This is a genomic window from Acidilobus saccharovorans 345-15, assembly GCF_000144915.1.
Classification (GTDB): domain Archaea; phylum Thermoproteota; class Thermoprotei_A; order Sulfolobales; family Acidilobaceae; genus Acidilobus; species Acidilobus saccharovorans.
Genome location: NC_014374.1, coordinates 1,080,737 through 1,093,761, shown reverse-complemented (window position 1 = coordinate 1,093,761; position 13,025 = coordinate 1,080,737). Strand labels below are relative to the sequence as shown.

Genomic DNA, 13,025 nt, shown 5'->3' with positions numbered 1-13,025 from the left:
TTTCTCTCATAGATTTTGTAATTAACCTTTGGCCCAAAACCTATGGATTACCTAAAATGACTAAATTATGAAGCTGTTAGTAGTTAACATAATCCTCATCGCTAAATATAACCTTGGACTCCCTTTCGAAGCTTTCTGGTGAGTCACTGGCATGCACTACGTTCTCCTGCACTGACAGAGCGAAGTCACCCCTTATGGTGCCCGGCTGCGCCTTTCTGCCATCAGTAGAACCTATCATCTGCCTGACCACAGAGATCACAGAGTCCCCTTCCAGTATCATTGCCACTATTGGGCCGCTAGTCATAAAGTCCACCAAGTCTTTGAAGAAGGGCTTATCCTTATGTACAGAGTAAAACTCCATGGCCTTCTCACGGGACAGCCGTAGCATCTTCATAGCTACGATCTTAAGGCCCTTTCGCTCAAAGCGTGAGATAACCTCGCCTATTAGGCCTCTCCTGACGCCATCAGGTTTAACTAGCACTAGGGTCCTCTCAACGGTCATTTCGCACCCCTACACGGGGTCGTAAATGAGACGGATTAAAACGCTAAACTGGCTTCAAAGCGTAAAAACGATCTAAGATCCCTCGCATTAAGCATCCCCCAGACCTAACCTATTAATGCGCCTTCGTTGCCAATATACGAGAGGAGTGATGGAAGAGGTAAAAGAGCTGATAAAGTTTGAGACGTGGAGCGCCCCACTTGATAGACCTGCTAACAGTTACCTTGTGATAACTAATAAGTATAGTTTGCTCATAGACGGTGGATCGTCACCTATACCGGACTTAAAGTCGTATGACATAGACTACGTTCTGTTGACGCACTGGCACTGGGATCATGTGCTGGGCCTAGTAAGATCGGACCTTGACGCCGTTATCTGCGCCTCCTCAAGAACCATCAATTATATATCCAAGGAGCCTCCCATGTATGAAGGCTTCCGGGCGCTGAAAAGCGCTTTTGGCGCGGTGCCTGCGGAATTCGAAGCGGTCGCTCAGAGATCCCTGGGCAACACCGTTACCGTGCTCGAGCACTTCTCTAAAAGAAGGGACCAGCTGGTTGACATAAAATCGTGCGACCCAGTGAGATTAGGCTATGTTAGTGCTGTAGAATGCCCCGGCCATTCTGACGACCACGTATGTTATATAGTAGGAGGACACGCCTTCGTTGGCGACTCTATAAATCCTGGCGAAGGCCTCACATTGCTCAGCGTGCCAGATTACATGAGCTCTATGCTAAAGCTTCTTGCCATCGATAACTGGCGCGTGGCTCACCCAGGTCATGGCCCAGAAGTTACCAGGGAGCAGGCAGCCCAATGGCTCTCGGAGCTCTTCAGGAGCAAAGTTGAGAAGATGGCCAAACTGGCCTCTTCCCTTGACGGGCAGTGGAGGCCCCTGAAGGATTACTTAGACGTGCTTTACCCTGAGGCTAGTCCTGTGATTAGATGGATAGGCGCTAGGAGTCTTCTAGGTTACGCCATTTCGCTGCAGCAGCTCGGCGTGGCAGAATTAAAAACCGACAGCTCGCCCTGGCTTATAAGGGCCAAAGGGTAGCGAGCCGTGAAGCTAGTGATCTTAGCCGCTGGCAAAGGAACTAGGCTCCAACCGCTTACCGAGACCAGGCCCAAGCCTCTGCTACCCATACTAGGTGAACCGCTGCTCTGTCGGCACCTAAGGCTTTTTGCCAACCACATTAGCCCAGACGAGGTTATTATTGTAACCTCATACATGAAGGACGTAATATCTAATGCCATAACTAAGTGCGCAGGGAACCTAAACTTTAAGATTAGTTTTGTAGACCAAGGTGAAGAGCGTGGCACAGGGGACGCCATAAGGGTTGCCATGGAGTTTGGAGGCCCAGGCAAATACCTTATAGTTTATGGAGACCTTTTCCTCTCGGAGAGGGCTTATGATGTAATATCTTCTATGAGGCCCTACACGGTGCTGACAGCAAAAGCCAAAGAACCCTGGAACTATGGCGTTGTAAAAATAAGCGAGGGCAAGCTAACGGGCGTCGTTGAGAAGCCCCCCAAGGAGGAGGTTAAAAGCGACTTAGTTTACTCGGGGGCCCTTTCCGTGGACTACGACTTCATTGAATATCTGCGTAGAATAAGGCCTTCGCCCAGGGGGGAATTTGAAGTCACAGATGCCATAAACGTGCTCGCCAGCAAGAATGATGTTAACACGGTTTCCATAGATGTAGATGATTGGCTTGATGTAGGCAGGCCATGGGATTACCTGCTAGCTAACAGAAGGGCCCTCAGAGAACTAAAGGGGCAGATCGTGAAGGGCGAAATTCATAGCACAGCCGTTATAGAGGGCCCGGTTTACATCGGGGAAGGATCTGAGGTGGCCCCCTATACCGTTATAGAGGGCCCGGTTTACATCGGGAACAACGTCAAGGTGGGGCCCTCCACCCACATCAGGCCGGAGACCGTGCTGTTGGACGGCTCCAAGGCAGGATATGCTGTTGAGCTCAAGGGCTCTGTACTCATGGAGTATGCCAGGGCGCCTCACTTTAATTACGTTGGAGACAGTGTAATAGGTGAAGATGTCAACCTAGGCGCCGGCACCATAACGGCTAACCTGCGATTTGATCATAATTCCATCAAAATGTCAGTTAAAGATCAACTAGTTGACACGGGCCTCCAGAAGCTCGGCGCGATAATGGGTGGCCACTCCCAGACAGGGATTAATGTGTCGCTTATGCCTGGAGTTAAGGTAGGCTCCTATGCAATAATATATCCTGGCTGCGTCGTCAGAAGAGACGTGAAGAGTAGAGAGGTCTTTAGGTGCTAGAGATTAAAGTACTGCTAGGGCAGGAGAAGCTTGAAGGCCAGGGTGACCAAGAGAGGTAACCTTGCATTCATTGAAACGGAGTTGGGCCAGAAGGCTGTAATTCCATGGGACACCCTCTGCTCATTTATAGCAAGATACAATCTTGACGTCACAGTTGAGGGCGGACAGATGCCTAAGTGCGTTGAGTACACGCCTCACAGCCAAGAGGAGGTGGAAATAGATGTCGAGGGAGAAGATGAAGAAGATAGCAGCTGAGGCGCGGGAGGTTGTTAAGGAGATCAGGGATCTAGGCTACAGGTGTTCTGAGCCCGAAGATGTGGGCGACTGCCTTGAAAGTTACGTCGAACTAGATGATAACGTAGTGAGGCTCGTGTTCTTACAACCGAGGTATACCGACCTTATATTGGTAAAGCTCACTGATGAGGTAAGCGGCTGTGAGGAAGCCATATACTCACCGCGAGGCCTCTACGTGTTAGCCAATAATCCTAGGGAGGCTGCAGATGCCATAATAAGTAAGGCCAAGATGCTTATCGCAAAGCCCAGGTCAGGCCCTTCCTGACGCCCTCTGAACCTGCAGCTGCTTGGACCCACCAACGCTGCTGTCCTCAAGCTCGCTGGTTATCCTAACCTCGTCGCCTGCAGTGATCTTTATCTTGCCATCATTGGAAAGGGTTATCGCGCCCACGACGAAGGGACTCACTATCAGGTTGATTGACACGTTACCACCGACGTCAAGTAAGAGCTTTGAAGCCTTAAGTATACCTACCCTGGGCACCTTTATGCTTACCTTCCCAGTGGTCTCATCAACGTCGAACTTTATGGTAACCTTGCTGAACTCTATTATATACCCATCTTCAAGCTCGTTTAAGCTGATGACCCCTGAGCCTGAGACATCTGACTCAAAGGTTCCGCCTGAGGAGACCTCAACCACGTCCTCTGAGGAGCTGGCCTGAGGAAGCGCGTCAAACTCGCCATCAATCTTAACTATGCCGAAGGATATCTCACCGGTGAGCTTCTTAAGGCCGACAACTATCATGTGAGGGTTTTCGTAAACCCTACCATCGAGGTTAAGCCTCATGCTCTCTATATGTAAAGAGGTTCTAGGTTCCTGTGACATTAACTTATGGCCCCCAATAGGTCTTCTTTGCGGTGAGAGGCTTTAACTATATCTCTTACCTCTCTAACGGCTCTTTCGGGCCTCTCATGGGTAAACGCCCAGTTACGATAACTCTATAATCCTTCTGGCTAACTTGAGAGCGCCGCCGACATAAGTCATGTTAATCTTGGACCCACTGAAGTAAGAGCCTACAAGCCCCTTAGCATAGCATTCCTTACAAACTCTCCTTACTTCATCAATCTGAACACTATCTTCATAACACACCAGTCTTCCACATACGGGGCAGAACGTTATTGATGGCCTCTGACGGCACAGCTCGCAGAGAGAGCCCTCACATACCGCACAGATCCCTCTCTCTTTATCAAAATGCTTCTCACAGGCCTCTCTGCCGCAGATCTTACATCTGTATCGCGCCTCGGAGGCTCCGCAAATCTCGCAAAGCTTATGTTCGAGGTCCGTGCCTCGCACCCAGCCTCCATAACACGTTAAAACCTTTTTAGCTTAGAAAGCGGGCTAAAAGAACTTTCTCTCTTTACATTAACCAAAAGCATCGCTTTTTATGCGCCCTGTCCATGAGATGTTCCTCCACGGCTAGAAGCTTCGCTGGCCCAAAGTTCGGCCTAGGCCATTACCACGTTAAGCCCGTAATAGCAAAATAAAGTTCTTAGTTGCTATTGTCCTCATATAAATTCTCTTGATCCTCGTTGGCATTCCTAAACACTAGCGGGTTCTTTACCTTATTCATCTCAAGTTCCGGCACATAATTTGGAAGACTGTATCTGGTGTGCGTCAGCTCTGCAACTACGTTTCTAGCCTTAAGGCTTCCCAGTATCCTTCTCAGCCTGTCCTCCCCTACTATGCCCTGGAAAATAGCCTTCAGCTCCCTCCAGCTTACAGGTGACTTTGCCTCCTCCAGCGCTAGTAGCACCAGCTTCTCAACGTCAGAGTCGTCCAATGCCGTGGTCACTAGCAGACCTCCTTCATTGACGAGCTGCATTCTCATGTTATCGTATTCGCTCAGCACCTTAGCTCTCACTCTTTGTATCAGCGGCTCGCGTTTGATAGCGCTAGGATTTACCATTGGCCGGTCGCCTCTTATCTTCTTATAGTCTCCGAGAGTATATAAACAGTAACACATACCATATATAGAATTTTTATTTAAATATTTTTACTTTACTAGATAATATGTCCAGGACCTCGGCCAAAGTGACCGCCATTGCAGGGGTAAAGACTACGGAGTAAAAGCTGTAAAGCGTATGGTTACCGGCTATATAGACGGCCCAGAGGCCCACGAACTCTGCGACGAAGAACGTGCTACCAGCCCTTATGAGGGCCCTTTCCCTTAAGACGCCTACCACGAACAGCGCTATGGCCGCCACGAGCGCCACAAGCTCCAGCTGTATAGTCATCGACGCTGCAAGTAATGGAGAATAGGAGAGCACGAAGGGATCAACATTGAAGAACCAGCCGCTTGGCGTACTGGTAGGCGGCCCTGGAGGGCGGCTTACCAGATCCCATTTATAGCCTCCTAATGTCTCTTGAATTACATATATAACTCCGAAGTGAATGAATAGAGGAATATAGGTAATTATAAATATCCCAATAACTATAGCGAATATCTTTAGGAACTTCAAGACGCCCGATCTGTTAGGGCTGCGGGAGATTACTAAAATAAGCAGGGCCAGAAGCCCTGGCAGCGCCGTCTCTTTAGAAGCCCATGCAAGGCCCTCAAATACTGCCGATAGATAATAATGCTCCCTGAAGGCGCTCACAACAGCCAAAGATAAGAAAAACGCCGCGTATATGTCAAGCATAGCAACAGAGCCCATAGCAATTAGTATGTGATCTGCAGACGCTGCAAGCCCAGCTATAGCGCCTATAGCTATCCACCTGAGGTCCTTGCCCCACGCTAACCCAATGTATATTATCAGCGGAATAAGGGATGCCATGATTATACTTGGCACCCGCCAATTAAATGGCTTATCTCCTAGAAGCGCCATAGAGAGCGCTATTATGTACTTGCCCAGCGGGGGATGCTCAAAGTTATAGTAATTAGACGCGGTTTCACCGCTATATGGAAAGAGCCTTCCATGATATCCAAATACGTTTACAAGAATTCTCCTTGCAGCATCGACGTAATATATTTCATCGCTGACATATGCGTTATCATAACCTCCTCCTTGGACATGGGAGGCGTACCAAGAGGTTTTCATGGCGATACGATAAGAAGCCAGAGCTATTATTATCAGACCACCCAAGAATATTGCCAGCGTGAGCTTCTTACTGGGCCTCCTGCTAAGGAAGGCTTCATCTGCAGCAGATTTGCCTGAGCTCAAACTGTGTCCCGCTCATTTCTCTCTTCAAGAGCTTTTAGTCTTTCATAGGAGTCGTCACTTCATAATCTCCAAAAGCTTATCCTCGCGCGAAAATCAATAAGCCTTAAGCGAAACACCTAACTTGTTCATAATAAACAAAAAGTAGTTATCTCATATCTCATGAGTTTAACGGTTAGTTAGCGTAGGCTATAAAGTTACGACTACCAAGCATTAGAAGGGTAGAGGCCGTGAGTGAGTGCAAGGTTAACATAGACTTCCTTAGGCATATAGCTAATCCAGCCTTAGCGCTGGCCATGGTCAATATAAGCAATGGCAGGGCGGAGCTACAGGCTAAAAATCAAGAAGAGAGCAAACAGGTTCTCCAAAAGATAACATCGGCTCTGCTAGATATAAAGAAGGGCCTGAGCAATGGCGAGATAAAATATAATTTCAGCATATATGGAGGGGACCCTCGTAATATCGCCAAGTATCTGACTAGTCCTGAGTGGAGAGGCCTTGTGGAGCTTACCTTTGGCGAGCTTAAAGACACCCCTGGTGCCTGGGAGTTCGTCCGGGGCGTGCTCATGGAGCTTCTTACAAAGGCCGCAAATACCTATGGCTCCCAGTGCCCTGAGGTGTCAGAGGCCTGCAAGAATGCTATTGAGGACTTGTCTAAGATGAAGCCAAGCCTCCCTAAGAATCCCGAAGGAACGGAGCTTTCTAAGGCCTGATGCCCTGTTAGCGTTAAAATGATATCTCTTAGTAAATTCCTAGTTTTGATGAAATCAAATGAAGCCTTTCATTCTAAAAACGTTTAAGTGCCTTATATATATTAACAACGTGGCAGATGACGGTATATGGAGCCAACTAACACGCTAATCGGCATAGTCGGCAAAACCAACGTAGGCAAGTCGTCGTTCTTCTCAGCCGCCACTGGAATAGAAGTCCCCATTGAGAACAGGCCCTTTGTTACCATAGAGCCAAACGTAGGAATAGGCTACGCAAGGAAGAAGTGCGTTCACGTGGAGCTTGGCCTGCCTAAGTGCGACGCCTCCAACAGCGCATGTATTATGGGGTATCGCTACATACCTGTTAAGCTAATGGACGTTGCAGGGCTCATACCTGGAGCCCATGAAGGCAAGGGACTTGGCAATAAGTTCCTGGACGACTTACGCAGGTCCGACGTCTTTCTTTTAGTTGTTGATGCTAGCGGCTCAACTACTGCGGAGGGCGTTCAGGTGGGACCTGGCGCCTACGACCCTGTGGAGGAAGTCAAGTTCGTTATGTTCGAGCTGGATGAGTGGATGTATGAGTCCATTAAAAGTGATTGGGATAAATTTACAAAACTGGCCTCAGTAGGAGCCCTGAGGGATCCCGTTGGTGCCTTCTCCCAGCGAGTATCGGGCTTTGGGATAACTAAAGCTCAGGTAGAGGCGGCCCTGGAGGCGTTAAAGATAAGCGACACCGAGCTGCCCAAGCTGGGCGACGACCAGCTGAGGGAGCTCGTGGTGACCCTGAGAAAGATGACCAAGCCTATGGTAATAGTTGCTAATAAGGTTGACATACCGGGTTCCGAGAAGAATGTGGAGAGACTTAAACAAACATTCCCTGACGTGCCAGTAGTGCCCACAAGCGCACTGGCTGAACTTCTGCTAAGGAAGTTATCAAAGCAGGGCCTTGTAGAGTACCTACCTGGCGACTCGAACTTCAAAGTCAAGGGGGTTCTGGACCAGAGAACCCAGAGGGCCGTCGATATGATAAGAGAGCTGTTTAGCAGATACGGAGGCACCGGCGTCATACAAGCTATAAACACGGCGCTGTTTGATGTGCTGAAGCTTATAGCAACGTATCCTGTTGAAGATTTTAACAAGTACACTGATAAGAGCGGCAGGGTGCTTCCTGACGTGCTGTTAGTGCCCAAAGGTACTACTGCTAGGGAGCTAGCCTACAGGATACACACAGACTTAGGAGAGACTTTTCTTTACGCAATAAACGCCAAGACAAAGCAAAGGGTGGGCGCCGACTATAGACTCAACGATGATGATGTAATTAAGATAGTAGCGGCCGGAGCTAAAGGCTAATATATGATGGGATATAATTATTAGTTCTCTGTCCTCACATCTCTTAGGCCTCTCAGGACCGAAGCTTCTTCAAGGCCCTCCTTATGGTGCCGCTTGTAGCTAGAGGATATAAAAACACCCTATAGTTATTTATGCTTCTTACAAAGCCCAGGGTAGCCATTAGTTGATCAAAATAGTTAGACCTAACTCTTATGATGCCTCTCCTAAGTTTTGGATCATACATAATAAGCCTAAGCCCTGACAGCGTTAGGCCCTCTAGCCCGAAAATATCCTTAAACTTGTTCTCTATGGCAGCCCTTAGGTCGCTCTCCTGTATCTCGGCCACGGTGGCCACCTCAAACACCACGTATCTTCTCCTTACGCGACCTCCGGACTTCTTGTTTCTCTGAGCAAAGACTACGAGGGTACGCTTAGAGGCTCTAGCAACTACCAGCGAGACGAGCAAGGAAGTTACAGCCGAAAACAGTATGGAAGCTACTATGTCTAAGTTTATTAGTTTTCACCTCTTCTTCGTGAGCTTCCTGGCCTCCCTTTCAGTCTCCCTCAATATTATTATATCCCCCACCCTCACAGAGCCCATGACGTTCCTTGTTATAATCCTACCCTTGTCTTTACCCTCAAGTATTCTAACTCTTACCTGAGTTACCTCGCCAGCAACACCCGTTCTCCCTATTATCTGTATAACCTCGGCTGGGAACCCTATCTCCTCTGTTGTTGCAGAGGCCTGCTGAGCGCCGCCTGCTGAGCTCATAGGTGCTCCCACACAGTAGATTATTCAGGTGATTTTAAGCTCTCATCACTCAGGCTAGCACAGGCTTGGAATCTTTTAAATAAAACTATTATGTTATGCTGAAACATAACCAAGTAGCGTAGGTCATTTCTACTCTATCAAAAGCCCGCAACAATATATTTTTAAAGACTATCGTGAGAAACGAAAGCGTTTTGCTGCGCACCAAGGGTTATAATATAAACCTGGGGTTCCCTAACCCTTGCTTCCAACAAGCGCAGAGGCGCTAGGTTCCGTTATTATGCCTGCCTTGAAGAGCGAGTTAATTATATCAACGAAAATGTCGTCGGCCAAGTCAACATATTTTAGAAGTTGAGGCACGTCAGTTGCTCTCAACACAAGAGGCTCTAGCCCGCTTACTCTACGGTACAAGAGCAGGTAATTGTCTCCCAGGGAATCCCTGGGTACCGTTATCAATAGTGACTTCAGAGCGCTCACGTACGAGAGAAGGTTGGACTGTAACTGCTTAAAGTCATAGGCGCTGACGACGTTAGTTGAAAGGGAGCCCCGTATCTTGGCTGCAGCCGATAGCCTCTCTTCTATCACACCCTGCACATAGGTAGCCCTCAAGATGCTCATCCTCGACCCAGGGAAGATTACCTGCTTAGGACTTATTGAGGTTCAGGCTCCGTGATACTCAGAGGATTTTGATGTTAAGATCAGCTGGGAGGCAATTGCTTAAATAATGATATAACGAGTAACTGCAGCTTATCTCCTGGGAGGCTCGGAGGCGTTACTTAAAGAGCTGCAAGCATCGCGTGCGAGCTCAGAGGCTACCTCGAGTATACTGTTGATATTTATTACCCTCTCTCTGACCTCCTTTATTCTAGCCTGGAGCGCTTTCTGAACCTCGTCGGCAAGCATCCGCTCAGCCATAAGCCTCACCAGTGTGAGCCTTCTCGCCACAACTTTTTCATTTACCATACCGTTACTCCTCAGGTAACTCATGTGGTCCTCTATCGCGCTGGCTATGTCCGCTATCCCTGACCCCATCACTGCGCTCGCCCTCAGGAGTCGTGGCTTCCACCCAGGGTTCTGCTGGCCTAACTCCCCCTTGTCTATAGCGAACGAAAGATATTCGAAAGCCTCCTGGGCGCCCGGCATATCGCTTTTGTTGAGCACATATATGTCGCCTATCTCCATAACTCCGGCCTTTAGCGCCTGTATATCATCTCCAACGCCAGGCATCGTAACTACTACAACGGTATGAACGGTGTTCATGACATCAGTTTCTGACTGGCCGACCCCTACAGTCTCTATAATTATCTTATCATATCCTAAGGCGTCCAAGGCCTCTATCATTGAGAGGGCTGCCAGGCTAAGGCCTCCCTTCAGCCCCCTCGTGGAGACGCTCCTTATGAAGATGCCTGGATCTTCAGCCCTCTCCTGCATCCTAAGTCTATCGCCCAACAGGGCGCCGCCTGTAAGCGGAGAGCTGGGGTCTATTGCTATGACTGCAACCTTGTAGCCCCGTCTCCTGAACTCTATGATAAGCTTCGATATTAGGGTGCTCTTACCGGCCCCTGGTATGCCAGTGATCCCAATGACGTGGGCCTTGCCGGCCATACGGGCTATGGAGTCGAAGATCTCTGACGGCAGCTTGTAGGGGTTCTCCATGAGTGTCAGGAACCTACCTATGCTCCTCAGGTTGCCCTTAGAAGCGCTCTCGAGAAGCTGTTCCAGCGCCTCCCTTTCCACCGCGGCCAAGATTTTGTCACCCCATTAAAGCCTCCAACTGACGCTTCTTAGCTGCGAGCTCCCTTATTATTTCAGCCATCTTGCTTAGGCTCTCGCCCGGCAGGAACACCTCCTTGACGCCTAGCCTCTTAAGCTCGTCTACATCAACTATAGGTATAGTGCCTCCGACCACGACGGGTATATCTTCACCTCCTAGCTCTTTTAGCTTCTCTATGAGCAGCCTGACGTGGTGCACATGAGCCCCGCTGAGTATGCTAACGCCTATTACATCAGCGTCCTCCTCTATGGCTGCCCTTGCGACTTGCTCAGGGGTCTGTCTTATCCCCGTGTAAACCACCTCAAAGCCAGCGTCCTTGAGGGCTCTTGCTATAACCTTGGCCCCTCTGTCGTGGCCGTCGAGGCCAAGCTTAGCCACTATTACTTTGTAAGGCCTCTCCTCAGTATATTGGAGGCTCGACATAGACTCCATACACCTCCTTGAGGGTGTTCATTATCTCGCCTAAGGTTGCATAAGCCTTCACCGCGTTAAGTATATAGGGCATTATGTTCTCACCTTTTTCGGCGGCCTTTCTAAGCTCGTCTAGGGCTCTCGACCACCTTTGCTGGTCCCTCATGGATCTCACCTGCGCTATCCTCTGCTTCTGCTTCTTCTCTATCTCCTGCTGGTCAAACTCCAGGAGCGGCACCTTCCTGACGTCTTCTACCTCGTTCTCTGTAAATATATTAACGCCTACTATGAACCTCCTTCCCTCCTCCACGTCCTTCTGGAACTTATATGCGGCATCAGCTATTTCCCTCTGCGGGAAGCCCTTCTTGACGGCCTCCAGCATGCCTCCCATGCTCTCTATCTTGTCAATATACTTCCAGGCCCTCTCCTCTATTTCATCCGTTAGCCACTCCACATAGTAGCTTCCCGCAAGTGGATCTATAGTATCCGCCACCCCCGTCTCATAGGCTATTATCTGCTGGGTCCTAAGGGCAATCTTCGCCGCGAACTCGCTTGGAACCCTGAACGGCTCGTCGAAACTGTTGGTGTGTAGGCTCTGAGTGCCTCCTAGCACGGCGGCGAGCGCCTCTATGGCCGTCCTTACTATGTTATTCCACGGCTGCTGGGCCGTCAGCGAGACGCCTGCGGTCTGTGTGTGGAACCTGAGCCACCAGCTCCTGGGGTTCTTGGCGCCAAACCAGTCCCTCATAATCTTGGCCCACATTCTCCTTGCCGCGCGGAACTTGGCGATCTCTTCAAAGAAGTTTATGTGCGCGTCAAAGAAGAAGCTGAGCCTAGGCGCAAAGAAGTCAACGTCGAGGCCTCTGTTCTTGAGCTGCCTCACGTACTCTATGCCGTCGGCCAGCGTGAAGGCCAGCTCCTGAACCGCGGTGGCTCCAGCCTCCCTTATATGATAGCCGCTTATGCTTATCGGGTTCCACTTAGGGAGATTCTTGACGCTCCACTCTATTAGGTCCATGGCCACTTTGACCGCGGGCTCTGGAGGGAAGACGTAGCTCTTCTGCGCCATGAATTCCTTCAGGGGGTCATTCTGCGTCGTGCCCCCTATCTGAGAGTAAGGCACGCCCTGCTTCTCTGCAACTGCCACATAAAATGAGAGGAGCACCGGCGCCGGCGGGTTTATAGTCATGTTAGTTGTAACCTTGCCCATGTCTATGCCATCAAAGACCACCTCCATGTCAACTATGGTTGGAACGCTGACACCAACGATGCCCACCTCACCCTCTGCCATAGGATCATCGGGATCTATGCCTACAAGGGTTGGATAATCAAAGGCTAAGCTTAGGCCTGTCTCACCATGCTCTATAAGGAACTTAAGTCTCTTGTTAGTGTCCTCAGGGCTGCCATAGCCGCTGAACATCCTCATCGTCCAAAGGCGCGCCCTGTACATAGTCGCATGTATTCCCCTGGTGAAGGGGTACTCGCCCGGCAGGCCAAGCTTTTCCATATAATCGAAGTTAGGTATGTCGGCTGGAGTGTAGACCTCTTTAATCGGTATGTCGCTCAGTGTAGTAAATTCCTGCTGCCTCTCAGGAAGCCTCTGAAGCCACTGCTGTAAGGTGGTTCTCCGCCACTCTGAGGCCTTATCGCTTATCTTCTTAATTTCGTCATTATTGAACGTTGCACCCAATGCAGAGCACCCAAAGGTATAACCTATTACAAAGTTTTTATAGGTAATCTAAAGGGCTTAACTAAACCTACACGAACATAACTACTGCATTTAAGTT

The 13,025-nt window shown here is 49.4% G+C and carries 16 protein-coding genes; 6 read left to right on the top strand and 10 right to left on the bottom strand.

The genetic code is table 11. The features are described from left to right. Positions 1-76: 76 nt before the first annotated feature. Positions 77-502 carry a nucleoside-diphosphate kinase gene (ndk, locus tag ASAC_RS05530; protein WP_013267010.1) on the bottom strand — a complete coding sequence of 142 codons (426 nt, stop codon included), beginning with the start codon at positions 500-502 and terminating at the stop codon, positions 77-79. A 148-nt stretch (positions 503-650) separates the two neighbouring features. Between ndk and ASAC_RS05525 the strand changes: the two genes are divergently transcribed. From ASAC_RS05525 to ASAC_RS05510, 4 genes are read left to right on the top strand one after another with little or no spacing between them, the layout of a single operon-like run. After that, positions 651-1,547 (top strand): MBL fold metallo-hydrolase, encoded by an 897-nt coding sequence (locus ASAC_RS05525; RefSeq protein ID WP_013267009.1) that lies wholly within the window; start codon positions 651-653, stop codon positions 1,545-1,547. Between the two features lie 6 nt (positions 1,548-1,553). Beyond that, on the top strand, positions 1,554-2,792 hold the full coding sequence (glmU, locus tag ASAC_RS05520) for a bifunctional sugar-1-phosphate nucleotidylyltransferase/acetyltransferase (protein ID WP_013267008.1): 1,239 nt from the start codon (positions 1,554-1,556) through the stop codon (positions 2,790-2,792). Between the two features lie 30 nt (positions 2,793-2,822). Further along, positions 2,823-3,047: a hypothetical protein gene (locus ASAC_RS05515; protein ID WP_013267007.1), complete on the top strand. Its 225-nt coding sequence runs from the start codon at positions 2,823-2,825 to the stop codon at positions 3,045-3,047. Then, positions 3,013-3,351 (top strand): hypothetical protein, encoded by a 339-nt coding sequence (locus ASAC_RS05510; RefSeq protein WP_148217178.1) that lies wholly within the window; start codon positions 3,013-3,015, stop codon positions 3,349-3,351. The genes ASAC_RS05515 and ASAC_RS05510 overlap by 35 nt, the downstream gene beginning before the upstream one ends. Here the strand turns inward: ASAC_RS05510 and ASAC_RS05505 are convergent. The 3 genes from ASAC_RS05505 to ASAC_RS05495 all read right to left on the bottom strand — a co-directional run bounded on the left by ASAC_RS05505 (position 3,337) and on the right by ASAC_RS05495 (position 6,245). After that, positions 3,337-3,870, bottom strand: a complete 534-nt coding sequence (locus tag ASAC_RS05505) for a hypothetical protein (RefSeq protein WP_013267005.1) — start codon at positions 3,868-3,870, stop codon at positions 3,337-3,339. The genes ASAC_RS05510 and ASAC_RS05505 overlap by 15 nt on opposite strands. Before the next feature lie 703 nt (positions 3,871-4,573). Next, positions 4,574-4,990: a hypothetical protein gene (locus ASAC_RS05500; protein ID WP_048812843.1), complete on the bottom strand. Its 417-nt coding sequence runs from the start codon at positions 4,988-4,990 to the stop codon at positions 4,574-4,576. A gap of 73 nt (positions 4,991-5,063) precedes the next feature. Beyond that, positions 5,064-6,245, bottom strand: coding sequence for a glycosyltransferase family 39 protein (locus ASAC_RS05495; protein ID WP_013267002.1), 1,182 nt, complete (start codon positions 6,243-6,245; stop codon positions 5,064-5,066). Positions 6,246-6,472: 227 nt separating this feature from the next. On the opposite strand from ASAC_RS05495, the gene ASAC_RS05490 reads away from it, so the two are divergent. Next, complete coding sequence (locus ASAC_RS05490) at positions 6,473-6,955, top strand: hypothetical protein (protein WP_013267001.1); 483 nt, start codon at positions 6,473-6,475, stop codon at positions 6,953-6,955. A 126-nt stretch (positions 6,956-7,081) separates the two neighbouring features. Next, entirely contained in the window at positions 7,082-8,305 is a 1,224-nt protein-coding gene (locus tag ASAC_RS05485; RefSeq protein WP_013267000.1) for a redox-regulated ATPase YchF, read from the top strand. 52 nt (positions 8,306-8,357) lie between these two features. Here ASAC_RS05485 and ASAC_RS05480 read toward each other — a convergent pair whose 3' ends face one another. The 6 genes from ASAC_RS05480 to ASAC_RS05455 form a co-directional block, all read right to left on the bottom strand. Then, the gene (locus tag ASAC_RS05480) at positions 8,358-8,750 is read right to left on the bottom strand and encodes an Rpp14/Pop5 family protein (RefSeq protein WP_158303795.1); all 393 of its coding nucleotides are present in this window, start codon (positions 8,748-8,750) and stop codon (positions 8,358-8,360) included. Positions 8,751-8,804: 54 nt separating this feature from the next. After that, a complete protein-coding gene (locus tag ASAC_RS05475; RefSeq protein WP_013266998.1) occupies positions 8,805-9,056 on the bottom strand; it encodes a 30S ribosomal protein S28e in 252 nt (83 codons plus the stop codon). Between the two features lie 231 nt (positions 9,057-9,287). After that, a complete protein-coding gene (locus ASAC_RS05470) occupies positions 9,288-9,671 on the bottom strand; it encodes a hypothetical protein (protein WP_148217177.1) in 384 nt (127 codons plus the stop codon). A 129-nt stretch (positions 9,672-9,800) separates the two neighbouring features. Next, complete coding sequence (gene meaB / locus ASAC_RS05465) at positions 9,801-10,790, bottom strand: methylmalonyl Co-A mutase-associated GTPase MeaB (RefSeq protein WP_048813013.1); 990 nt, start codon at positions 10,788-10,790, stop codon at positions 9,801-9,803. A 16-nt stretch (positions 10,791-10,806) separates the two neighbouring features. Then, positions 10,807-11,250: a cobalamin B12-binding domain-containing protein gene (locus tag ASAC_RS05460; protein ID WP_013266995.1), complete on the bottom strand. Its 444-nt coding sequence runs from the start codon at positions 11,248-11,250 to the stop codon at positions 10,807-10,809. Continuing rightward, entirely contained in the window at positions 11,228-12,928 is a 1,701-nt protein-coding gene (locus ASAC_RS05455; RefSeq protein ID WP_013266994.1) for a methylmalonyl-CoA mutase family protein, read from the bottom strand. Before ASAC_RS05455 ends, ASAC_RS05460 begins: the two co-directional genes overlap by 23 nt. Positions 12,929-13,025: the final 97 nt, after the last annotated feature.